A 22,647-nucleotide genomic window follows, 5' to 3' on the forward strand; every position below is an offset into this window, starting at 1 on the left:
CCGGTAAGGAGGATGGATGATCTTACCTCAGGAAATTATTCGTAAGAAACGTGACAACATCGCGTTAAGCAAAGAAGAAATCTATACCTTTATTCAAGGGGTGGCCGACGAGTCGGTCTCAGAGGGGCAAATTGCCGCCTTTGCGATGGCGATTTACTTCAACGACATGACCATGGATGAGCGTGTTGCTCTGACATGTGCAATGCGTGACTCGGGAATGACCATCGATTGGTCACATATGAATTTTGATGGTCCCGTGGTGGATAAACATTCGACCGGTGGTGTCGGTGATGTGACCTCATTAATGCTTGGCCCTATGGTAGCAGCATGTGGCGGTTATGTGCCCATGATTTCCGGCCGAGGTTTAGGACACACGGGGGGAACGCTAGATAAACTGGAATCGATTCCCGGCTATAACATCATGCCGAGCAACCAAGTGTTTGGTGATGTCACACGTGATGCTGGCGTTGCGATTATCGGTCAAACCGGGTCTTTGGCGCCTGCGGACAAACGCGTTTATGCGACCCGCGATGTCACTGCAACCGTGGACAACATTTCTCTGATCACCGCTTCTATCTTGTCGAAAAAACTGGCGGCAGGGTTAGATGCATTGGTGATGGATGTCAAAGTGGGGTCGGGGGCATTTATGCCCACGTATGAAGATTCCGAGGCGCTTGCCAAATCGATTGTGGCGGTTGCCAATGGTGCAGGTACGAAAACGAGCGCTTTGTTAACCGACATGAACCAAGTGTTGGCATCCTCTGCCGGCAATGCGCTAGAAGTCAAAGAAGCGGTTGATTTTCTGACCGGTCGATACCGCAATCCACGCTTGTACAATGTCACTATGGCACTGTGTGCGGATATGCTGGTGATTAGCGGGCTTGCAGACGATGTGAACAGCGCAAAACAGAAACTGGATGAAGCACTAGACAGTGGCCGTGCGGCTGAGTGCTTTGCCAAAATGGTGGCTGGACTGGGCGGTCCGCGTGACTTTGTTGAGTCGCCGGAGCGCTATCTTTCTACCGCCGCTATCATTAAACCAGTCTACGCGACGGATTCAGGTATAGTCAGTGCCATGGATACCCGAGCATTGGGCATGGCTATGGTAGAAATAGGTGGCGGCCGTCGGGTTGCTAGCGATAAAATTGATTATGCCGTTGGGCTGAACGAAATGATTCGTCTGGGGCAACACGTGGACGGGCAAACACCGCTCGCCATGCTCCATGCTCAAACTGAAGAGCAATGGCAACAAGCGGCGAATGCGGTGCGAGCCGCAGTAAAAGTGGCTGATACGGCGCCCAGTGCGACGCCAGACGTTTACCGTCGCATCAGCCTAGAAGACGTCTAACGGAGGCGATCATGAAACGCGCAATAGTATTAGTTTTAGATTCATTTGGTATTGGTGCCACTGAAGACGCAGTTAAATTCGGTGACCAAGGTGCTAATACCTTGGGCCACATTGCTCAAGCGTGTGCCAAAGGCGAAGCGGATAATGCCGACCGCAGCGGCCCGCTTTCATTGCCAAACCTGACCAAATTAGGTCTAGGTAAGGCATGTGAAGAATCATCGGGTTACTTCCCTGAAGGGCTAGATGCCAACGCAGAGATCATCGGTGCTTATGCGCACGCGAAAGAGTTGTCATCTGGCAAAGACACCCCGTCTGGTCACTGGGAAATTGCCGGTGTACCCGTACTATTTGATTGGGGTTACTTCACTGACCAGACCAATAGTTTCCCGCAAGCGCTGCTGGATCGTATTGTCGAGCGTGCCAAGCTGCCGGGCTATTTGGGTAACTGTCATGCGTCAGGCACTCAAGTGCTGGACGATTTGGGCGAAGAGCACATGAAAACCGGTAAGCCGATTTTCTATACCTCTGCAGATTCTGTGTTCCAAATCGCATGTCACGAGGAAACCTATGGCCTCGATAATCTGTACGAGCTGTGCCAAATCGTGCGTGAAGAGCTGGAAGACTACAACATTGGTCGTGTGATTGCGCGTCCATTTGTGGGCCCAGGCAAAGGCCAATTTGAGCGTACGGGTAACCGTCGTGATTTGTCAGTTGAGCCACCATCGGCCACGGTATTGCAAAAAATCGTGGACGAGAAAGGCGGTGACGTGATTTCGATTGGTAAGATTGCTGACATCTACGCCCATTGCGGGATCACCAAAAAGATCAAAGCGACAGGCCTTGAAGCGCTGTTTGACGCGACCAAAGACGCGATCAAAGATGCGGGTGATAACAGCTTAGTCTTTACCAACTTTGTTGATTTTGACTCTGCATATGGTCATCGCCGTAATGTGGCTGGTTACGCTGCGGCCTTGGAATACTTCGATGCGCGTTTGCCAGAAATCATGGCCATGCTGGAAGAAGATGATGTCTTGATCCTCACTGCCGACCACGGCTGTGATCCGACTTGGCCGGGCACTGACCATACCCGTGAGCACATTCCTGCTCTGGTTTATGGCAGCAAGGTACCTGCGGGGTCATTAGGTCGCCGAGAAACCTTTGCCGATATTGGCCAATCGCTGGCGACTTACTTTGGCACGTCGCCGATGGACTATGGACAATCCTTCCTGTAAGGATGACGGGGATTAACCCATGAAAGAGATGGCTTAGGCCATCTCTTTTTTTATGGGTGAGGTTTGAGGCGCGTACGTCGCTGAGTTGGATTACCAAGGAAGTAATGGAGTTTGGCCGTCGCGACGCTTGAGCATGCCAACCAGCAATGCCCCCAACAGAATCGCGAGCACTAACAGCGTACGAAACTGATTCATGTTTTCTTGCAATTGGTGATGGGCTTTTTCTGTGACCGCCTGATGTTCTAGCGTGAGACGGAGAAAGCCTGCTACATCGCCCTCTCGGCTAATGGGGGCCATGAGTTGCTGACGGCCGCGGCTTTCTAACCCAAGCGGTGTGGTTAATCCAACCGCCGTTTCGAGTGGCAGGGCATTAGCCGAGTGCACCACGGCCTGACCGTTTAGGCGGTAGAAACTCGCATCGCGGATCAGAGGCTCTTTGACCAAGGCGTCGGCCATAGTTTGTAATGGCTGATAGTTCTTATCCACCAAGGCGTCGTAGGCTTGTGCGCCAATCTGACGGGTCATCAGTTGTGCCAGTTCATCCGTTTGTTGGTAGAGCGCTTGATATTGGCGCTGGCTTAATGTCGTGCTGTAAAGCATCAACGCCGCAATTGCAGCGATCGCACTGAACAAGATCCCCCATTTCACCACGCGTCGCAGTGCTTGTCGCGAAACCGTAAACATAGCCACCTCAAAAGCTAAACCGCCAGAATAAATTGCACTGGAGCTCAGTGCTGGTTTTATGGTATCACAGCCTCAATACGATTCATTCACTATTCAATCGACGGCTTTGGCCGCAAGGACGCCTACAACCATGGACGCGACGCCCTTTAAAATTTACCGCACCCCAACGCTTTATCAACGTTTCCCATCGTTGTCGACCTACAGTCGCTATACCCGACGTCAAGGTGGATGGGTGCTCTTTGGTGAGCTGTTAGACCCGCGCCAGCTTGATGATATTGGTTTTTTTACCGGCGAAGCGGTGACACCGATTGATGGCTGGCGAGTGGGGCCCTATGAAGTCTTATTAATGGCAGGGCCATTAACCGATGCGCATCAAACCATTGTCCATTTGCTTGGCCTAGATTGTGCGGACGTGCACGGTCTGCCAGATCTCAGTCAGCCGGGTCTTGCGGTGTTTGATATGGATTCAACCGCGATTCAAATCGAATGTATTGATGAAATAGCTGCGTTAGCGGGGGTCGGGGATGCGGTCTCCGCGGTGACAGAACGTGCCATGCTGGGTGAACTAGACTTTGAAGCTAGTTTACGCGAGCGTGTTGCCGCGTTGAAAGGCGCGGACAGCCAAATCCTAGCGTCAGTGAAATCCACGTTGCCTTTGATGCCGGATATGGCGCGTTTAGTCGCCAGTTTGCGTGCGCATGGCTGGAAGGTGGCAATTGCCTCTGGTGGCTTTACCTATTTCTCTGATCACCTTAAAGACACGCTGTCACTGGATTATGCCGAGTCCAACCAACTCTCGATAGCGCACGGAAAGCTGACGGGAGAAGTGGAAGGGCAGGTGGTCGATGCCCAGCGAAAGGCAGACGTGCTGACGATGCTGGCACAACAATATGATATTGCAGCAGAAAATACCCTTGCGGTCGGGGATGGTGCCAACGACTTACCCATGATGAACGCCGCCGGGCTTGGCGTCGCCTACCATGCTAAGCCGATGGTCAACGCCCAAGCGCAAGCGGCGGTGAAACATACTTGGTTAGGCGGTGTGCTTTGTATCCTATCGGCAAGCTTGCGCGAGGGACGTATCAGTTGGCAGACCCGCTAACAGCCAAGGCGCATCAGCACCTCATCGGTGACATCGACCAGCTCGCCATACGCGCACAGTGCGGCAAACTCATCCTCGAGCTGGCGCGCTTTGTGGGTATCGCGTTTTAACAATGCCGCGAGTTTTTCGGGATTGATTTCTTGTTCCGCATGAGCAAGCGGCGCCATTCGGTTGCGCAGCACGGCAAATAGTCCTCCGCGCTGAGCTAGCTCAATAAACTTGCGGCGGGCATCGTCGGACTCAAACTCGCTATCCGCGAAGGTATGCACTCTGCGTACGACTTCATCTTGCATGTCCATCCAGACATAGTATTCGCGGATCAGTTCTTTTTGCGGTTGAGAGGGACGAGAAACCTCATGCGTGCGCGTATGAATTTTGTCGCCAAACAAGGGGTAGAAGGAAATCTGCCGCCCTCCACCGGCGCGCTCCAGTAATCGGTGCAACCGGCTCGGTGGTAGGTTAATGCCGACCGCGGATACCGAGAGTACGCCATTGTCTCGGCGTATAAAGTAAGGCTGCACGGTGAGCCGGGTCAGCAATAGTTGGTGCATAGCTCGCACCAGTGGCGGATCGGGTAAGATCTCATCCAACACGGTGAGTTTTTCTTGGTTGTGCTCAATCAAACGGCGTAAGTATTGGCGTCGGCGAGTATTCGGGGCTTCGTTGACCAGCTTTAGCTGGATATTATTGCGTTTAGGGCTGACTCGGATAACCTGATAAGGCATATCTACCAAAGGCGCGCGGCGGTCGATCTTCACAAAGGCATCGAGAGAGACAGAGATCAGATCGTCTTTTGCCCCTTGAAAGGGCTGCTTGAGTGCAACATTCAGTCCGCCCGAGGAAAAATCCAACAGCGCGCCTTCCATAACCCCCTGTTCAGCATGCACCAAAGAGACCTTAGAGCGGTATTGATAACGTGGCTCACGCCGCTGCGGCTGCATATCGGAGGAAATTAAGCTGGCTTGGCTCACAGGATTACGCTCATGTAAAAAGCGGCGCAGTGCTTGGCTTGAGCGTTCGGGTTTGGGGTGACTTAAATAGGCCTGCTGCGCATCATGATGTGTCACATCCTGTACCAGTGCTACGTGCGTCAACGTCTTCAATTTGTTGAGCCAGTCTGGCGATACATCCTGCAGTCGTTCGATATCGGCAGCCGTGATGGCCGACATGGTCACTTTAAATGCCCGCCAAGATGCCCGCTTGGCCCCTAATTTCCAAAACAGCTGGCGTTCTTCCACACTCATCTCACTGGGGGAGGCTGAGTAGAAAAAGCGACGTTTATTTTTTTCAACATAAAAACAGTAAAGCAGCAGTTGGCTATTGGCCGCCCCTTCGACTTGTAATAATGAAAGGCGTTGTGGGTCGAAAAGGTGATTGATCACAGGCTGGTTGCGTTCATCATGCCAGTAATCCCAAAGGCTGTGGTTTTGCCGCGTTTTAAGCACGTACGCCATTTTATCTTGCGCAAAATAGAGCGGCAGTACGCTGGTGTGATGCAAAAAAGACTGCTCATAGCTTTGCAGCTTGAGGGTCAGCAGTTTATCTTCCCCATCTTGTTTACCGCGAAAGTCTGGCGATGCCATCTCTGACTCCAACGCCCGTTTGATGGCGTCACTGCTGGTATCAAGACGCAGGCGTAACCAAGCATTGCTCGTACTATCATTGTTTTGGTCCACACCAATAATGCGGTAGCTCAAGCCATCTTCAAGATCAGGGTCGAGATACTTCTTTGCTAACGCCGCAAACCGGACAGTGACTTCTGAGCTTGGCGGGTAGTCAAAGGCGGCGGGGACGCGCACGCGGCAGCCTGAGTTTGATAAGTCGCTGGTGGTCCCGTGAACTTCCTGGCCCGACTGCAAGGTGATCAAGACTTGCGTAGCATAGTGAATGCGACTTTCGCTGCGTGATAGATAGCTGCCAAAGGTCAGCTTCTCGGGTAATAACGCCGTTTGGGCACTATCGGTGACTGGGCCTTGCCCTTTTTGCTGGTTCTGCTTGGCTTTCTCGTGTTGGACGCGAAAGTTATTTGGGGTGTTGTGTAGATCTTCCCATAACCCTTGGGTCAGTTGTCCATTATAAAGTGGCAAGCGCTCGTAGTAATAGTTAATGGCGACGTCGTCCAACCAATGCTTCTTGCCATGCAAGTCATATTCGTGACATTCGCCATCGACTTTTCCACGCAAATCAATGGTGCGATTGCACGGCGCCATCAGCCGCCTGATCTCCATTTTGATCAGCAGCTTGGCAGAGTTCGGCTCGTTAGCCGTTAGCTTGTCGAGCAGCACCTCAAATTTTGGGGTTTGGGAAAGAGGAAGCAGTTGCTCAATCAGTCCCTGGTAATCATCCTGCTTCATGGCAAAGTCTGTTAAAGTATTGGCCTGCTTTTGTAGCGGCACGCTATCAAAAAAGTTTGGGAATAATTAATAAGATAGCAATCATTTTGTGAATTAGCTGACATCATACGTATTGGAGTGCGAATGGCAAAAACAAAACGGGCCTACGTGTGCAATGACTGTGGCGCTGATTTTCCCCGCTGGCAAGGGCAATGCTCAGCGTGCGGTGCGTGGAATACCATCACAGAAGTACGCCTTGCCGCGTCCCCTCAAGTCGCGCGCAACGAAAAATATGCCGGCTACGCGGGGAGTGCTGAAGGTAAAGTACAGACGTTGCAAGAGATTGACTTGCAAGAAGTGCCACGCCTGAGCAGTGGTTTTAAAGAGCTAGACCGTGTCCTAGGTGGTGGGATTGTGCCTGGCGCGGCCATTTTGATTGGGGGCAACCCGGGCGCCGGTAAAAGTACTTTGCTATTACAAACCATGGTGGGTTTGGCGCAGCACTTACCGACGTTATACATCACCGGTGAAGAGTCACTCCAACAGGTTGCGATGCGTGCTGACCGACTTGGGCTTCCCAAAGATAAACTCAAGCTATTGTCCGAAACCAGTGTAGAAACCATTTGTCAGGTTGCTAAGAAAGAGCAACCTAAAATCATGGTCATCGACTCCATTCAAGTGATGCATGTTGGTGATGTGCAATCGGCACCGGGTAGCGTTTCTCAAGTGAGAGAGTCAGCCGCCGCTTTAACGCGCTACGCGAAACAGCACAATGTGGCGATATTTATGGTCGGCCATGTGACCAAAGACGGCACCTTGGCCGGCCCGAAAGTGCTCGAGCACTGCATTGACTGTTCGATTCTACTCGATGGTTCAAGTGATAGTAGGTTTAGAACCTTACGCAGCCACAAAAACCGCTTTGGGGCGGTGAATGAATTAGGTGTGTTTGCGATGACCGGGCAAGGGCTGAAAGAAGTCAGCAACCCTTCGGCGATTTTTCTTTCGCGTGGCGAGGAGCAGACGTCGGGAAGCTCGGTAATGGTGGTATGGGAAGGGACACGGCCTTTGTTGGTAGAGCTACAAGCGCTGGTCGACTATTCGCAGTTAGCCAATCCTCGTCGTGTCGCGGTGGGTTTAGAACAAAACCGACTGGCGTTATTGTTGGCGGTGTTGCACAAACATGGCGGGCTGCAAATGTCGGATCAAGACGTGTTCGTCAATGTGGTGGGTGGCGTCAAAGTGACCGAAACCAGTGCCGATCTCGCTTTGTTGTTGGCGCTGATCTCAAGCTTTCGCGATCGGCCTTTACCCCGTGATTTGGTGGTCTTTGGCGAAGTGGGCTTGGCCGGTGAAATTCGACCTGTGCCGAGTGGTCAAGAGCGCTTGATGGAAGCGGCGAAACACGGCTTTAAAAAAGCGGTCGTCCCGAAAGCGAATATGCCAAAGCAGCCGCTTGAGGGCATGCAAGTCTTTGGGGTAAGCAAGCTGTCTGATGCGTTGGATGTGTTGGAAGACCTCTAACCGCAGTGATAAACAACAAAGCTCACGTGTCTTGCTGCCCGGGAGCCGAACTCTGTGAGCTTTGTTGAGTGACTACATCGATACGTTGGTAGGCGTCACGTCTAAATCCGCCTCGCGCTGTTGCGCGGTACTTAGCGGTGGCTCGGGGTCGGGCATATTGGCGACCTGAACCTGAGTTTCTACCAAGTTTTCTACTACCGAAACTAAATGGCCCCAACCCACACGTTTTTCTTTTTCCAGCAAGGTATCAAAGTTCTCAGCGCTCCATTTAATAAAGCGGCGCGGGTCCAGCGCGCGTCCCAAAAAACGGACTTCATAGTGCAGGTGAGGACCTGTCGATAAGCCAGTGTTGCCGGACCAAGCAATCAGATCGCCTTTTTTCACGAACTGACCACTGCGCACATTGAATTTATCAAGGTGTGCGTACAAGGTCATAAAGCCGAAAGCATGGTCGATTTTGACAAAGTTGCCATAGCCTTTTTTGCGACTCGGGCGTACGTATTCCACTACGCCATCTGCAGGTGCATAAACGGGCGTGCCTTTGTCTGCGGTCAAATCTAATCCCATATGAAATTTGGCTTTGCCGGTGACTGGATGTGTGCGTGATCCAAATCCGGATGAGCGCCGATAGCTTTCAATCGGTTTACCGTTGGGAATGAGCTGCAACATGGTGTATCGCACTGCAGAGTTAATGGCCGCGACGTCTAAACGGTGAGTGAGTGAGGCGTCTTTGGCGACCGAGTTTAACCCCAGCATATCCTCGACGGTCACCACGCGTTGCGTGAGCGCAGTGAGTTCAACGTCTTTATTTTCAATGGTCGCGGTTAACTCATCCCGTTTTTGTTGCAGTACCGCTAATTCCGCATTCAGCGCCGCCCGTTCATCCCGCAAACGTTCCACGGCGGCTTCGGCCTCTGTTGAGCGTGCAGAGAGAAAGTACAAGCTGGCAAAGGTGACGGTGAGCAGTGCGAGCAACACAAGCGCAAGCGTCTGCACCACCTTTTTACGAGTGGGGCAGAGGGTAAAGTGCTTCACGCCATTAGGGTGCGTGACGGCGATATGAATGTGATCTGTCATGACTGGCTACTGCTGGCCTGCATTTAATACCGTCCATGACCGCGCGGGCACTAAGCTTGTGGCTCCGCCATATGGTCAGTCAGTTGTGCGAGCTCGCGATGGAGAAGTTCATCGTTGCCGACGTTAAGTTCAACGAGCCTTTTTAAATGACTGGCACTATCAATGTCAATGTGATCGATATAAAGATGTAAGTAATTCGCGCAGTTGTTCACGAGAATGCACTCCATGTCTAATTCTATTTCTGAATCATGGAGAAAAAAGACCAAGTCGAACTCTTTACGCTCAGGGTCAGATTCCCAATTGTTGGGCAAGCTAAGTAGCACGCCTTTTAGGGATAAATCGAGTACGTGTGCGTGCCATTCACGACCATCCTGTTTGAGTATCGCGGGGGCACGATACATCACGCGGGAATATTTTCTACGCTCTGACATGACAGCATCTCCTCTAGATGTCTGTTTTCAGTGTAGGCAATGGGGTGCAGTTGGCACGGGAATTAGACGTTTTGTCTCACTTTTGCAACGTTTGGTTACCTTTATTGCGCTATGTACCGGAGACAATACGGTTTAGGAAGCATAAAAAGCCCCGCTGGGGCTGAGATGGTAGATAGCCACCTCAGCCCGCCTAGCAGGGCTGTCGTGCGGCAATTACTTGGCGACGCGCTTATACTTGATGCGGTGCGGCTCAGCGGCTTGCGCCCCTAAGGTTTTCTTCAACCAATCGGTGTATTCAGCAAAGTTACCTTCGAAGAAGTTCACTTGGCCTTCGTCACGATAGTCAAGAATATGGGTTGCAATACGGTCTAAGAACCAGCGATCGTGCGAGATCACCATGGCACAGCCTGGGAATTCAAGCAGGGCTTCTTCGAGTGCACGCAAGGTTTCTACGTCAAGGTCGTTAGTCGGTTCGTCGAGAAGGAGCACGTTGCCGCCTGCTTTAAGCAGTTTGGCAAGGTGGACACGGTTACGCTCACCACCGGAAAGCTCACCGATGCGTTTTTGCTGATCGCTCCCTTTAAAGTTGAAACGTGACACATAGGCGCGCGCTGGCAACTCAAAGTTGTTAATGCGAATAATGTCCGCCCCTTCTGAGATCTCGTCGTAGACAGTGTTATTGTCATCCATGCTGTCACGGAACTGATCCACCGATGCCAATTGGACGGTGTCACCCACTTCCACGGTGCCTGAGTCTGGTTGCTCAGTGCCACTTAGCATCTTAAACAGCGTCGATTTACCTGCACCGTTTGGACCGATAATACCGACGATGGCCCCTTTAGGCACACTGAACGACAGATCGTCAATCAAGACACGATCCCCAAAGGATTTGGTGAGGTTGTTCACCTCAATAACCTTGTCGCCTAAGCGTGGACCCGGCGGGATAAACAGCTCATTGGTCTCGTTACGGCGTTGATAATCTGACGTATTAAGCTCTTCGAAACGCGCCATACGCGCTTTAGATTTGGCCTGACGTCCTTTTGGATTCTGACGCACCCACTCGAGCTCTTTCTCGATGGTTTTTTGACGTGCTTTTTCTTGTGACGCTTCTTGCTTCAAGCGAACGTCTTTCTGTTCCAGCCAAGAGGTATAGTTACCTTCCCAAGGAATACCTTCACCACGGTCAAGCTCCAGAATCCAGCCAGCAGCGTTATCCAAGAAGTAGCGGTCGTGGGTAATCGCCACTACAGTACCGGTGTAATCGACCAAGAAGCGCTCAAGCCATGCAACAGATTCGGCATCCAAGTGGTTGGTTGGCTCATCAAGAAGCAGCATATCTGGTTTCTCAAGGAGCAAGCGACAAATGGCGACACGACGGCGCTCACCACCCGAAAGGTGCTTAATTTGTGCATCCCACTCAGGCAGACGCAAGGCATCAGCGGCGCGCTCAAGGGCGTTGTCGAGGTTGTGACCGTCTTTTGCTTGGATCAAGGCTTCCAGTTCGCCTTGCTCTTGCGCCAAGGCGTCAAAATCTGCATCTGGATCAGCGTAAGCCGCGTAAACTGCATCGAGTCGGTTCAATGCGTCTTTAACATCGGCAACCGCTTCTTCGACGGTTTCACGAACCGTTTTGTCTTCGTCCAATACCGGCTCTTGGGGCAGATAACCCACTTTTAAGCCCGGTTGCGCACGGGCTTCACCCTCAATGTCGGTATCGATACCGGCCATGATGCGCAATAGGGTCGATTTACCCGCACCGTTTAGACCCAACACACCGATCTTGGCGCCGGGGAAGAAACATAGAGAAATATCTTTCAGAATTTGGCGCTTAGGTGGCACGATCTTGCTCACCCGCGACATGGTATATACGTACTCAGCCATTTCTGCTCGCGTTAATAGTTGTGGAGTGAAAGACGCTATTCTAACGTTAACTTTGCCAAGTTTAACAGTGATCGTCATATTCAGGCGTTAACATCGAGGGAATTTGCCTTCCAGGCTGTTGTCTACTCGATGTTAGGAACACAGGAGCAACCGTTGACATGGAATTACTCACTGCCTTCTCCCGGTCATATGGCGCAGCGTATCGTCTCGCTGTCGTCTGTGTCCGTGCCTTCTCACGCCCTTTAGTGTCAGGCGTATTAGTGACATCCAGCTTTGCCGCGCCGGCGGTGTTGGCCTCATCCACCCCAGACGGCACCGAGTTGACCCCGCAACAGCGCCAATATGAGGCCGCAATCGACGCCATCGAGCGTGGTGATCTCAAGCGCTTTCGTACCTTAAAGGGCCAGCTTCGCGATTACCCGCTTTATCCCTATTTGGACTATCGTGACTTTACTCGCAATTTGTCATTAAAGTCGCACAAGTCGGTCACTAACTTTATCAACCGCTACAGTTCGTTGCCTTTTGTAAACAGTTTGCGGGCCGACTATTTGACCTTGCTTGCCGATCGAGGGGAATGGAAAACCTTGGTGTCTTTCCAGACCGATGTCCCGCGTGGTGAGCGTTATCAGTGCCAGTACTATTACGCCCACAGTCAGGCTGGTAACCGCGCATTAGCACGCAGTGGGGCGAAATCGCTTTATCTCTCGGGTCAGTCGGTAGACAGCGCTTGCGATCCCTTATTCGGTTTTTTATCTGAGCAAAAACTCTTAACCGGAGAGCTGGTATTACAGCGGATGCTACTAACCTTTGAAGCACGTAACCGTAGCCTGATGCGGTATTTAAATCGCCAATTACCGGCGTCTTATCAGCCACAAGGCGCGCAGGTACTGGCGCTTTATGATGAGCCTGAGAACGTCGCTGATTTTTCCAAGCGCAGTCAGGTGACGCCTTTTAACCAAAAGCTAACCCGACTGGCATTTGAACGCTTGTCGCGTAAAGACGAAGCGCAAGCCATTCGTCAGTTTCGTCGTACGGTTGAAGGGCAACATTATGATAAGCGTGAACGCCAAGAAATTGCCGATTACCTGATCAGCCAATTGATGAATGATGACGATCCTGCTCTTGCGGGGTGGCGCGATCGCATGCTGCGCAATACCCACAACGATGGCTTGATTGAGCGACGCTTTCGATTGGCGTTATTGGACAATGATTGGCACGCGCTCAATGCGTGGCTGTCGCTACTCAGTGATAACGAGAAGCAATCGCTGAAGTGGCGCTATTGGGATGCGCGCATTCAGCTCGAGTTAGGGGATAGTGAGCAAGCCAATCGCGCCTTCGCCAATATGGTGGGAGAGCGCAACTTCTACAGTGTCGCTGCGGCGCAGCATTTGGATCAAGCCATTCATATCCCTTCCCGATCAGCTGTCCTCAAAGAAGAGGGGCTGATGCCAGTGAAAGATGTGTTAGCGCGAGTGGATGAGCTGATTGCGCTGAACAAAATCTATGCCGCGAAACGTGAATGGTATTACGTCCTCAACCGCGCCAGCGATGCGCAAATTGCGTTATTGGCGGCATACGCCAGTAAAAAGCACTGGTATCACTTGGCGGTGCAGGCAACGATCGCCGGAAAAATGTGGGATCACTTATCGTTGCGTTTCCCGCTTGCCCATCAGTGGTGGTTTGAGTTTTTCAGCCGTGAGCGAGGGGTGGATAAAACCACGTTAATGGCGTTGTCTCGGCAAGAGAGTGCCTTCTTTACTCACGCGGTGTCTCATGTTGGCGCGCGGGGCTTAATGCAGCTCATGCCGCGGACGGCGCGAGAAACATCGCGGGAGCTTGGTTATGACTACGAAGGGCCGGCGAGTTTAAGCGATCCTGGGGTGAACATTCGTCTTGGCAGTGGCTATCTAAAAATGATGCTAGATCGCTTTGAGAGCAATCGCATCTTAGCCTTTGCTGCCTATAATGCGGGGCCGCATCGGGTATCGCGCTGGTTGGAACGATCGCAAGGCCATATGGACGCGATTGCTTTTATCGAGTCGATCCCGTTTTATGAAACCCGTCATTATGTACAAAATGTGCTGATGTTTGAAATCTATTACCGTCAGCTATTGGGGGAGCCGGTTCAATTTTTACGGGCCAACGAGTTAGCGAAACGTTATTAATGGTACACTTGCCGCACTGACGTTAACCGTGAGAGGAAACCATGTCGCAATCACCTGCATTTTCAGGGTGGCAAGATGTTATCGCTTTAGTGCGTCGTGCCGGACAAGATGGCCATGATGATGCGTTGCTGACGGCGCTACTGACGCCAGATGAGCGTGATACCTTGGTCGCGAGGATCAATATTTTACACGAGCTATTGGAAGGTAAAATGAGCCAGCGCCAACTGAGTCAGTTGCTGGGGGTTGGCATCGCTACCGTGACGCGCGGCTCCAATGAGCTCAAACGCCTTGATGATGACAGTAAAGCGTGGCTGGCGCGTTTACTCAAAAGCGAAGCAGAGCAGAAAGCGCATACCGACTAGCGGAACGCCACTATTTTATTGATAACGGAGCCTTCGGGCTCCGTTTTTTCTTGGTTTATCAGCGGTATAGGTGAGGGTGCAGAAAAGGAATCAAGGCTAAGATAAGTGCCTGATGGTAAACGCTTGAGCGCGTTAAGCGATGCCCGGTGAGCATACCAATCGCACCGCCTTTTTGCTTCACGTTCTGCTCGCTGAACATACGATCCATCACATCACCCAGCTCCTCGCCATGGTGTAATGCGCGCAGTGCCTCTGGCGGCAGCGGTAGAGAGGCTGAGCGCGCTTCACCGCGTGTCGTCCCATCGTCGATTACCATCCATGCAAAGGTATGCTGGTGGTCTAATCCGGCCTCTACCCCGACGTAAAAATCCCCTTCGTATTTTGCTTTGGCATGCTGAACACGGTTGCAGGCACCGGCATAGGTTTCTTTCTCTGTCATGGGTTGGTCTGGCACGTCGCTGGGGACCGCGACACCGGTAAACGTAAAGGGGTGTTCAGGAAAAACATCACGAAAGGCAGCTTCAACGGCGGCGATTTTAGCGGGGTTTTTGGATGTGACGATGACTTGGCTCATGCGCCTGCGTCTCCTTGTTATTTTGATAGGCGCGCTGAAGTATACGCCAACGCAAAGGCAAACGCAGCATCCCCAAAATATGACTGGCGTCAGTGGCTTGGCTGACTTCGGCTAAGCCGATACGCATCCCTTTATGGCCTTTACGCGGTTGTGGCACATAGGTGCCAAACCAGCGGTCCCAGCAAGACAGATTGAAACCATAGTTGGCATTGCACTCATGAAAACGGGTCGAGTGGTGCACCCGGTGCATGTCGGGGGTAACGATAACGCGGCGTAACCACTCATCTATCTGTTTGGGCACGGCGACATTGCTGTGATTAAACATGGCCATGCCGCTTAGCAAGGTCTCAAAAAGGATCACCCCCATCACAGGCGCACCGAGCATCATGACAACTAAACATTTAATCAGCATGGAAAGCCAAATTTCTACGGTATGGAAACGTGCTCCTGTGGTGACATCAATGTCCATGTCCGCGTGGTGGACAAGATGTAAACGCCATAGCCAAGGCCATTGATGGAATAGCTTGTGTTGATACCAAATGGCCAAATCCATCAGCACCAGTGTCACTATTACCGCGAATGCCTCGGGCAGAGCGAGGACATTGAACACGCCCACATGATGGGTTTGAGCCCAAGCCGCAGTACCGACCGCTGTTAGCGGGGCAAACAAGCGTAGCGTTAGGGTGTTAAACACCGTCAAACTAATATTGCCACGCCAGCGTTCTCGCCGTGTTCTGGTAAGGGGGCGTTTTGGCCTGCGCCACTCAGCGAGTAGCATCACCGCCAGCACGGCGACAAACACACTCAGCCGGAAGATGGCCTCGTTTGTTTCAATCCAACTCATAAAAGCTCCTTAGGGTTGATTTATGATACGTGATAACGGCAGCACTCGCCCATCGAACGGAGTTGGATGAAGTCGCATTTGAGATCTAGGCTGTCAAAATGACAATGCAGTGAAAGGAGAGGCCGATGACCCAAGTTTGCATGATGTGTACTTGGCGCGCCGTTCACTAGGGGTAGAGACCGCATTGCCAATACAATAGTGGCTAAGTGATTGGCAGCTTATGGGGGATCCGCGCATACCTGATTGCGACCACGCCGTTTGGCGGCATACATTGCCCGATTCTGTCGAGCCCGATCCACAAGCTTGTGTGGCGTTAACGGGCAATGAGCCTGTTGATATTGGCCGCACCAGTGCAGAGCGCTGTTTGCCGGGTGATGACCCATTTACAGCGCAGCAGTGGCACCTACTCAACAGTGGTCAAAAAGCCTTTGCCCGCGAAGGTGGGCAAGCGGGGAACGACCTAAACCTTTGGTGGGCTCACCGACAGGCTATTCTGGGCCAAAACGTCAATGTCGCTGTTGTGGATGATGGGTTGGAGGTTGGTCACCCAGATTTGGCGGCCAATGTCCGAGCAGGTAAATCTTACGATTTTGTCAATCGTGACAATGATCCGACGCCAGAAGGCTGGAGTAATCGTAATACCGCACATGGTACCTCAGTCGCAGGCATCATCGCCGCAGTGCGAGATAACGGCCTTGGTGGTATGGGGGTCGCACCGCTTGCCAACCTGCAAGGTTATAACTACCTCGAATATCAAAGCCAGAATGCATGGGAGATCAGCCATGGCCGTGAAGGCTATTCGGATGATGTCCGTATATTCAACCAAAGCTATGGTGGTTCCGGGGTGCGCAGCTATCCCTACAGCGATGACCCAATGAGCTATGATGGTCGCCAGAATGCCCAATACAAAAAAATGAGCACGGAAGCCTTTGGCGGACTGGGGGCGGTATTCATCAAATCAGCGGGAAATGGTTATAAGCGTACCTCATTTAATCGTGAGCGCTTCGGTCCTGTCGACGGGAACCACGGGTTGCCTTGGCAGAACAGCAACCAATCGTCTGATAATGCGAATTATTGGAACGTCACGGTCAGCGCGCTCAATGCAGACGGCGAACGTTCTTCCTACTCGTCGGTCGGGAGCAATGTGTTCCTGACTGCACCGGGTGGGGAGTATGGCACCAATAAACCCGCTCATATCACCACGGACCTCACCGGTTGTACGATGGGATATAACCGTGATGATAGTATTCCTTACGATTCGCACGACCTGCACGGTGGCACGGAGATAGACAACACCTGTGATTTCAACAGCGTGATGAACGGGACGTCTTCCGCCGCGCCAAATACCTCAGGGGCATTTGCGTTGATGATGTCAGCCTACCCGAACCTATCGCAGCGCGATATTCGTCATCTATTAGCGACGACCGCGACACGGGTTGATGCAGACGATGCTGATGTTCTTTTAACCTATCAAACAGCACGTGGTGGTGAGCGCACGGTGACTGGCCTAGAAGGCTGGAAACAAAATGCTGCGGGGCGTTGGTATAGCCCAACCTACGGGTTTGGTTTGATTGATGTCAATGCGGCACTCGATGCGGCGAAGACATATCAGCCACTTCCTGCACAAGTGTTCACGGATTGGGCGTGGTCTTATCACAACCAAGAGGGTGAAACTGGGCTTGCGATAGCCGATGCTGGGGCGGTGGCGACATCAGACAGTGTGCAAGTGGCCGACAACCTCACTATTGAGGCGGTACAAGTGCGTACCTCAATTGAGCACAGCCGTATGTCTGATTTGCTCATTGAGTTAGAGTCGCCCTCAGGGACTCGCAGCGTATTGATGTCACCACGTAACAGTATGCTTTCAAACACCCTGGATCCTACCTATCCAGAAGGTTTTACCGACCATTTAATGCTATCGCACAAATTTAATGGTGAAGCATCGCAAGGTCAGTGGACGCTCTATGTCACGGATACTGACGGTGATACACGCCAGTACACCTTAGGTGGCGAGGTTAAATCCATGCCCAACAACCGCGATGATGGCAAACTGACCCAATGGTCACTGCGTGTTATCGGTCACCGTGGTTAATAGGAGACGAAGTATGAAAAAGATGATCTCAGCACTCGCTATCATGGGCTTTAGCTTGAGTGTTAGCGCAGGTAGCGTGCAATTGAACGGTCAAGACTACGTGGTGGTGGATACGGCCAACAGCGCTCGCAGCATGAGCGGTGAACAAATGGGCGTGATGGTTGGCGATAAGGTCGCTGTATCCGCGCAAAGCACGCCTTTGACTGTTACTGGCTCTATTTTGGTCAAAGCAACCGAAGCGCACGCGAGTGAGCTGGCTCAAAAATACGGTTTAAGTTTGGTGAGTTACCTAGAGGGCGTTGCCCTACTTGAAGCCACACCGGGCACCAATGTGGCAGAACTCGAAAAAGCCTTGAACCAAGAGCTAGATACCCCCGTCAACTTAGAGCTCAACCCACAAAACCAACGCCCCCAATAATGGCTTTGTGGTGATCCCTAGCCCGCCGTCATGGCGGGCTTTTTTTATCTTGCGCTTTCTTGGTATTTGCAGTGAAAAGTGTGGCCTCATTCGCCAACCAACCATTTTGTTACTAGTTATTCCAGATTGTTCATAACTTTTACATGAGCTGAATTCCGCTACTTGCTATGATTTGTCGCCAATTCGCTACAAAAATGCAGATAAATCATCATTATGCAGCTATGACGCTGTGATTAGGGAAAAGACAATGTGGAAAACCCTTAGACATTCTTTGCCATTGCAAATTGCGGTGGCGGCCGCACTGGCTTGGCTGGTGGGCACGGTATTCGGCCCCATTGAAAACGCAGAACAGACCACTTGGTATCCATTGCTTATGCTTGCCAAGGTCAGTTATATCGGTCTACTCAAAGCCGTGGTCGGCGTGATGGTATTGCTCTCGTTACTGGAGGGGATCAGTAATATTGGCAATGTGGTTCGCCTTAAGCGCTTAGGTGGTGCAACACTTTTGTTTTACGGCTTTACCACCACCATCGCGATCACCATTGGTCTTGGCGCAGCGCTGATGATGCCCGAATGGCAACCGCTCACCAATGCACCGCCTGTGGATGAGAGCATTAGCTTTATCAACCAAGATGCAGCGGGAGCCGGAGCCATTGCCACCAAACTTATTAATATGGCGTTGGTGAATCCGTTTGCCGCGGTGACTCAGGGTAACCTGTTGGCGATTGTGGTGTTCACCATCTTGTTCGGCATTTCGCTGATTGTCGCGCTGCCAGAGTCGCACCCATTATTCGAGACCATTCGCGGGCTGAATAAAGGCATTAACACCATGGTGGCAGGCATTATCAAGCTGGCGCCGTTTGCTGTGTTTGCGATTGTTTTCCAATTCTCCCATAAAGGGGATAACGATCTATTCGGCCAGCTATTTAGCTTCGCCGCCTTGGTATTTGGACTCACGATGGTTCATGCACTGATCGTGTTGCCGCTTATTGCACGCGTTGCTGGTGGTATTGGCTTTGTGAGTCTGTTTCGCGCCATTTCTGCACCACTGGCGATGGCGTTTGCCACTTCATCCAGTGCTGCGACACTGCCCGTTTCGATGCAGGCTGCCAAAGAAGAGCTCAAGGTCACTCCGTCGACCGCGAGCATGGTCTTGCCGTTGGGCGCGGTGATGAACATGGATGGCACCGCGTTGTTTGAAGGCATTGCTGCGGTGTTCCTCGCACAATTGTTCGGGATTGACCTGTCGACGACCGGCATTGTGATGATCTTTATTATGGCGATGGTTTCGTCGGTAGGTGCGCCGGGCATGCCGTCAGGCTCGATGTCGGGTATGCAGTTGGTGTTGCTGGCAGCGGGTATTCCACTGGAAGCCATTGCTATTTTGCTGATCATTGAGCGCCCACTCGACACCTTCCGTACCGCGGTCAATGTGCAAGGCGATTTGATTGGTGCCACGGTGATTGATAAGTGGCAAAAGCGCTTTGGCTAATTAATGGCCATGCCGCAAAAAACCGCTCCTAACCACGGAGCGGTTTTTTTATCCCTCTTCAATTACATGAAAGGCGCGGTATTCGTCGAATGCGTATTGGTCCGTCATACCGCTGATATAGTCAATTAGCAGGCGAGTACGAAAATAGAACTCACGCGCAGTGGCAGAAGGGATCTGCTCCGCCAGGGCCTGTTTTTGCACCGCGTCACGATAGGCTTTTTTATGTTTTTCAGGCAGTTTTTTAAATAGCCGCTGGGTGTATATCGACGCATGTGGCTTGACCGGTTCGCCGTTGACTAAAGCCGTAAACACCTCACTGGGCAAGGTGAGGAGTGGACGATAGATGCTCATCAAACCATGGATGACGCGATAACCTTGTAGCTCGCGGCGTTCCACTTCTGGGTGACAAAAGGCATGCGCTTTAGCGACGTTTTTAAAGGTTTGTACAAGTAAATGATTGACGCTGTTATCTTCAATTAGCGCGTGATTAAAGGTGCCATCAATGACAGCGGGTAAATGGTCGATAAAGCGTTGGGCGGCATGGCGAGGCAAGCGTTTATTGACCTCCACACGCAAGAAGACAAAAAACTGACTGTCACTGCCGTGGCTGCGTTTTTCCGCATTCTCTAACATGGTTGCCATGGTGTTGGCGTCATGCTCCTCACTGGCTTGGGTAAGTTGTACAAAGGTTGCCTTTAGGGCCGCTTTCAAATCCGCGAGAGTCAGTACACCTTTTTCAACGGCGTCTTCTAAATCGGCAATGCCATAAGAAATATCGTCGGCCGCTTCCATGATGTAACTGACTGGGGCTCGACAGCCGGGCGAGATGGCGAGCGTTTCTTGCAAATCGCCGATGTACGCTTGTTCACTGAGAAAATAGCCGACCTTCTTTTTCAGGTAAGCGCGCGTGTCGTCATCTGCAGGTTTCGGCTCACTACCACACCGAGTGTATTTAAGAATGCCGGAGACTTGCGAATAGGTGAGGTTCAGCTGTTGTAAGGTATGGATCAGCCGTATGCCTTGTGCGTTGCCTTCAAAATGACAGAGATCGCGTTGTACCTCCTCAGGCAGTTCGTCATTAAAATGTTGGCGGTAGATAGACGGGACCTGCTCACTGAGCCAATCACTGAGTGCTTGTTCGCCAAAGTGTCCAAACGGTGGGTTACCTATGTCGTGCATGAGGCAAGCCATCTCAACCAAGGTCTCCAAGCAGCGGTCGAGCGGGGGAGCGAGTTGCGAGGCAGACAGTTTGTCGGCAATCAGTTGACTGATATAGCGCCCGACTTGCTGGACCTCTAAAGAGTGGGTGAGACGGCTGCGCACGGCGGCATTGCGTTCAAGAGGGAAAACTTGGGTTTTTTGTTGCAAACGGCGTACGGCGGCAGAGTTAATAATCCGTCCACGATCGCTTTCAAACTGCTTCATTAAATCGCCGTTCGTGTGCGTTCTAAAAGGCCGATCTGGACGGATTTTTTGCTCAAAATTCACAGTCATCATGACACCCAGCTTGTCCACTTTTTAAGATAGAGTGCGGCGGATTTCACTGACTGTCAATCCGCCGCTTGGCATAGCAAGACGGCGGCGACATAGATTAATGCATATACATCTGCGCCGAGCGAGCAGGAATGGTGATAGTGTGAAAATCCGATGAGATGGTAGTGGTCGCATCACTTAACACATCATAATAAGGGCGATACCAGTTAAGTGGGTATTCGCGTGTATCCATGGTATAAGATTGAGGCTCATCACACTTATTGATCGCCACAATACCGGCTTGGTCGCGCGTAAATAACAGCAGACATTGGGTGCTGCCAATCACCGTCATTGGCTTGCCGTGCATTGCATTATGAAAGCGGAGCATGGCCTTCATTGCAGGCTGCTTCCATACGCCTTGCCACCGGCCGTTATCTTTGTCTTCGCCTACAGAAAGCTCATCACTATAGATCAGAGGACTCCCTCCATCTTTGCCAAGAATATAGGCATAGGCGAGCGCTTCATCAGTGGGGTTCATGATTTGGTAGCGAAAGCCATCGTTAGTCGGTATGTCGTGGGTAATGGTAAAGGTGATCGCACGGTGTTTATCCAGCGCCTGACCAACACTTTCAGGATGATGCAACTGAGTGAGGCTACCTTGGAACGAAAACGCGCGACGCATTTGTGAAAATAAAGGAAAGTCATAAGCGCTATGGGTGGTTTGTTGTAAATAAGGCAAAAGAAACGCCTCATAGCTTTGATCGCCGGCTCCACCACTGGTGATCACCTCGCCAAAAATATGCATGCCTTCACGAATCGCATCAGTAAAGACCTGATTGATGTGATACATGCTCATGTGTTTGACCGCATCGACCCGAAACCCCTTCACGCCCATCGCTTTTAGCGCTGATAGATACGTACGCTGTTGCTCAACCACCCACTGATTCGGGTCTAAATCGGGTAAGCCTGCATCTCCTTCTCCACCGCACAAACGCCAATATTGCACATGGCCTGGGTCATGCCACTGAGTGATACAGCCTTCTGGATGAAAGTCCGTGCTGGAAAACAAATGCTGCGAGAGCTGTCCAAACAGTGTTTGCTGCTCGAACGCTTCTTGGTTTTGCGCGTAGTGTTCTAAGACCTGTGCGCTGGGGTAATTAAGATCGTCACGTAATCCGCTTTCATTCGCCATATGGTTGAGCACCACATCGGCATAAACAGCCACACCATGCTGGTCGAGAGCAGTGATCATGGCTTGAAAGTCTTGTTTATTCCCGAGAGGAGAGTCGATAACACGCAGATCTTGAGGTTGATAGCGTGCCCACCACTCTGTGCCAGACGACTTCATGGCTGGCGCCACTAACACCTTCTTGTAGCCAGCTTCAGCAATATGCTCCGCTCTTGCTTCTACAAGCTGATACGGCCAATTAAAAGCATGGAGAATAGCCTCTGCATGTGCTGTGGCTGAATAGATAAACAGGCTGATTGCTAATGCGAATGGATAGTTTCTTTTCATTATAAGGGCCTCGTTATTGGGTTCCCTTTAATGCTATTAATATATTTCTTTTTAAGAAGAGAGGTTGAGAGGATTAGGAAGAATAGTCACGGTCTGTAGGGG

The 22,647-nt window shown here is 51.6% G+C and carries 18 protein-coding genes; 9 read left to right on the plus strand and 9 right to left on the minus strand.

Annotated elements, in window-relative coordinates:
• The first annotated feature begins 16 nt into the window (after positions 1-16).
• Both deoA and BZG84_RS02155 read left to right on the plus strand, forming a co-directional pair.
• Positions 17-1,348 (plus strand): thymidine phosphorylase, encoded by a 1,332-nt coding sequence (deoA, locus tag BZG84_RS02150; RefSeq protein ID WP_077479902.1) that lies wholly within the window; start codon positions 17-19, stop codon positions 1,346-1,348.
• 11 nt (positions 1,349-1,359) lie between these two features.
• Positions 1,360-2,580, plus strand: coding sequence for a phosphopentomutase (locus BZG84_RS02155; protein ID WP_077663308.1), 1,221 nt, complete (start codon positions 1,360-1,362; stop codon positions 2,578-2,580).
• Positions 2,581-2,670: 90 nt separating this feature from the next.
• Here the strand turns inward: BZG84_RS02155 and BZG84_RS02160 are convergent, their stop codons facing one another.
• Complete coding sequence (locus tag BZG84_RS02160) at positions 2,671-3,264, minus strand: AhpA/YtjB family protein (RefSeq protein WP_077479904.1); 594 nt, start codon at positions 3,262-3,264, stop codon at positions 2,671-2,673.
• 130 nt (positions 3,265-3,394) lie between these two features.
• Here BZG84_RS02160 and serB point away from each other — a divergent pair, with 130 nt between their 5' ends.
• Positions 3,395-4,366: a phosphoserine phosphatase gene (serB, locus tag BZG84_RS02165; protein WP_077479905.1), complete on the plus strand. Its 972-nt coding sequence runs from the start codon at positions 3,395-3,397 to the stop codon at positions 4,364-4,366.
• On the opposite strand, the gene BZG84_RS02170 is transcribed toward serB, so the two are convergent.
• The gene (locus BZG84_RS02170; protein WP_077479906.1) at positions 4,363-6,720 is read right to left on the minus strand and encodes a PilZ domain-containing protein; all 2,358 of its coding nucleotides are present in this window, start codon (positions 6,718-6,720) and stop codon (positions 4,363-4,365) included. The two genes, serB and BZG84_RS02170, sit on opposite strands and share 4 nt — an antisense overlap.
• 123 nt (positions 6,721-6,843) lie before the next feature.
• Here BZG84_RS02170 and radA point away from each other — a divergent pair, with 123 nt between their 5' ends.
• On the plus strand, positions 6,844-8,220 hold the full coding sequence (gene radA, locus BZG84_RS02175; RefSeq protein WP_069589170.1) for a DNA repair protein RadA: 1,377 nt from the start codon (positions 6,844-6,846) through the stop codon (positions 8,218-8,220).
• Positions 8,221-8,292: 72 nt separating this feature from the next.
• On the opposite strand, the gene BZG84_RS02180 is transcribed toward radA, so the two are convergent.
• From BZG84_RS02180 to ettA, 3 genes are all read right to left on the minus strand, one after another.
• The gene (locus BZG84_RS02180; protein WP_069589171.1) at positions 8,293-9,297 is read right to left on the minus strand and encodes a peptidoglycan DD-metalloendopeptidase family protein; all 1,005 of its coding nucleotides are present in this window, start codon (positions 9,295-9,297) and stop codon (positions 8,293-8,295) included.
• A 50-nt stretch (positions 9,298-9,347) separates the two neighbouring features.
• Positions 9,348-9,728, minus strand: a complete 381-nt coding sequence (locus BZG84_RS02185) for a PilZ domain-containing protein (protein ID WP_069589174.1) — start codon at positions 9,726-9,728, stop codon at positions 9,348-9,350.
• Positions 9,729-9,941: 213 nt separating this feature from the next.
• Positions 9,942-11,609 carry an energy-dependent translational throttle protein EttA gene (ettA, locus tag BZG84_RS02190; RefSeq protein WP_077456225.1) on the minus strand — a complete coding sequence of 556 codons (1,668 nt, stop codon included), beginning with the start codon at positions 11,607-11,609 and terminating at the stop codon, positions 9,942-9,944.
• A 158-nt stretch (positions 11,610-11,767) separates the two neighbouring features.
• Here ettA and sltY point away from each other — a divergent pair, with 158 nt between their 5' ends.
• Together sltY and trpR are read left to right on the plus strand one after the other, a co-directional pair.
• Entirely contained in the window at positions 11,768-13,774 is a 2,007-nt protein-coding gene (gene sltY / locus BZG84_RS02195) for a murein transglycosylase (protein WP_077479907.1), read from the plus strand.
• Positions 13,775-13,815: 41 nt separating this feature from the next.
• Entirely contained in the window at positions 13,816-14,136 is a 321-nt protein-coding gene (gene trpR, locus BZG84_RS02200) for a trp operon repressor (protein WP_069589177.1), read from the plus strand.
• Between the two features lie 58 nt (positions 14,137-14,194).
• Here the strand turns inward: trpR and yjjX are convergent, their stop codons facing one another.
• Both yjjX and BZG84_RS02210 read right to left on the minus strand, forming a co-directional pair.
• Positions 14,195-14,710, minus strand: a complete 516-nt coding sequence (yjjX, locus tag BZG84_RS02205) for an inosine/xanthosine triphosphatase (protein ID WP_077479908.1) — start codon at positions 14,708-14,710, stop codon at positions 14,195-14,197.
• Positions 14,673-15,554: a sterol desaturase family protein gene (locus tag BZG84_RS02210; protein ID WP_077677956.1), complete on the minus strand. Its 882-nt coding sequence runs from the start codon at positions 15,552-15,554 to the stop codon at positions 14,673-14,675. Before BZG84_RS02210 ends, yjjX begins: the two co-directional genes overlap by 38 nt.
• 271 nt (positions 15,555-15,825) lie before the next feature.
• Here BZG84_RS02210 and BZG84_RS02215 point away from each other — a divergent pair, with 271 nt between their 5' ends.
• From BZG84_RS02215 to BZG84_RS02225, 3 genes are all read left to right on the plus strand, one after another.
• The gene (locus tag BZG84_RS02215) at positions 15,826-17,646 is read left to right on the plus strand and encodes a S8 family serine peptidase (RefSeq protein WP_198536705.1); all 1,821 of its coding nucleotides are present in this window, start codon (positions 15,826-15,828) and stop codon (positions 17,644-17,646) included.
• A gap of 13 nt (positions 17,647-17,659) precedes the next feature.
• Positions 17,660-18,064, plus strand: coding sequence for a hypothetical protein (locus BZG84_RS02220; protein ID WP_069589189.1), 405 nt, complete (start codon positions 17,660-17,662; stop codon positions 18,062-18,064).
• 247 nt (positions 18,065-18,311) lie between these two features.
• On the plus strand, positions 18,312-19,556 hold the full coding sequence (locus tag BZG84_RS02225) for a dicarboxylate/amino acid:cation symporter (protein ID WP_077640211.1): 1,245 nt from the start codon (positions 18,312-18,314) through the stop codon (positions 19,554-19,556).
• 48 nt (positions 19,557-19,604) lie between these two features.
• On the opposite strand, the gene dgt is transcribed toward BZG84_RS02225, so the two are convergent.
• Entirely contained in the window at positions 19,605-21,053 is a 1,449-nt protein-coding gene (dgt, locus tag BZG84_RS02230) for a dGTPase (RefSeq protein ID WP_198536706.1), read from the minus strand.
• Positions 21,054-21,147: 94 nt separating this feature from the next.
• On the minus strand, positions 21,148-22,545 hold the full coding sequence (locus tag BZG84_RS02235; RefSeq protein WP_077481552.1) for an alpha-amylase family protein: 1,398 nt from the start codon (positions 22,543-22,545) through the stop codon (positions 21,148-21,150).
• Between the last annotated feature and the right edge of the window lie 102 nt (positions 22,546-22,647).

The sequence above is a fragment of the Salinivibrio sp. PR932 genome, from assembly GCF_001996125.1.
In the GTDB taxonomy this organism is placed as follows: Bacteria; Pseudomonadota; Gammaproteobacteria; order Enterobacterales; family Vibrionaceae; genus Salinivibrio; species Salinivibrio proteolyticus.

Excerpts from the sequence above, each read along its gene's own strand:
- deoA (WP_077479902.1), top strand. The coding sequence starts at position 17 with ATGATCTTACCTCAGGAAATTATTCGTAAGAAACGTGACAACATCGCG.
- BZG84_RS02155 (WP_077663308.1), top strand. The coding sequence starts at position 1,360 with ATGAAACGCGCAATAGTATTAGTTTTAGATTCATTTGGTATTGGTGCC.
- BZG84_RS02160 (WP_077479904.1), bottom strand. The coding sequence starts at position 3,264 with ATGTTTACGGTTTCGCGACAAGCACTGCGACGCGTGGTGAAATGGGGG.
- serB (WP_077479905.1), top strand. The coding sequence starts at position 3,395 with ATGGACGCGACGCCCTTTAAAATTTACCGCACCCCAACGCTTTATCAA.
- BZG84_RS02170 (WP_077479906.1), bottom strand. The coding sequence starts at position 6,720 with ATGAAGCAGGATGATTACCAGGGACTGATTGAGCAACTGCTTCCTCTT.
- radA (WP_069589170.1), top strand. The coding sequence starts at position 6,844 with ATGGCAAAAACAAAACGGGCCTACGTGTGCAATGACTGTGGCGCTGAT.
- BZG84_RS02180 (WP_069589171.1), bottom strand. The coding sequence starts at position 9,297 with ATGACAGATCACATTCATATCGCCGTCACGCACCCTAATGGCGTGAAG.
- BZG84_RS02185 (WP_069589174.1), bottom strand. The coding sequence starts at position 9,728 with ATGTCAGAGCGTAGAAAATATTCCCGCGTGATGTATCGTGCCCCCGCG.
- ettA (WP_077456225.1), bottom strand. The coding sequence starts at position 11,609 with ATGGCTGAGTACGTATATACCATGTCGCGGGTGAGCAAGATCGTGCCA.
- sltY (WP_077479907.1), top strand. The coding sequence starts at position 11,768 with ATGGAATTACTCACTGCCTTCTCCCGGTCATATGGCGCAGCGTATCGT.
- trpR (WP_069589177.1), top strand. The coding sequence starts at position 13,816 with ATGTCGCAATCACCTGCATTTTCAGGGTGGCAAGATGTTATCGCTTTA.
- yjjX (WP_077479908.1), bottom strand. The coding sequence starts at position 14,710 with ATGAGCCAAGTCATCGTCACATCCAAAAACCCCGCTAAAATCGCCGCC.
- BZG84_RS02210 (WP_077677956.1), bottom strand. The coding sequence starts at position 15,554 with ATGAGTTGGATTGAAACAAACGAGGCCATCTTCCGGCTGAGTGTGTTT.
- BZG84_RS02220 (WP_069589189.1), top strand. The coding sequence starts at position 17,660 with ATGAAAAAGATGATCTCAGCACTCGCTATCATGGGCTTTAGCTTGAGT.
- BZG84_RS02225 (WP_077640211.1), top strand. The coding sequence starts at position 18,312 with ATGTGGAAAACCCTTAGACATTCTTTGCCATTGCAAATTGCGGTGGCG.
- dgt (WP_198536706.1), bottom strand. The coding sequence starts at position 21,053 with ATGATGACTGTGAATTTTGAGCAAAAAATCCGTCCAGATCGGCCTTTT.
- BZG84_RS02235 (WP_077481552.1), bottom strand. The coding sequence starts at position 22,545 with ATGAAAAGAAACTATCCATTCGCATTAGCAATCAGCCTGTTTATCTAT.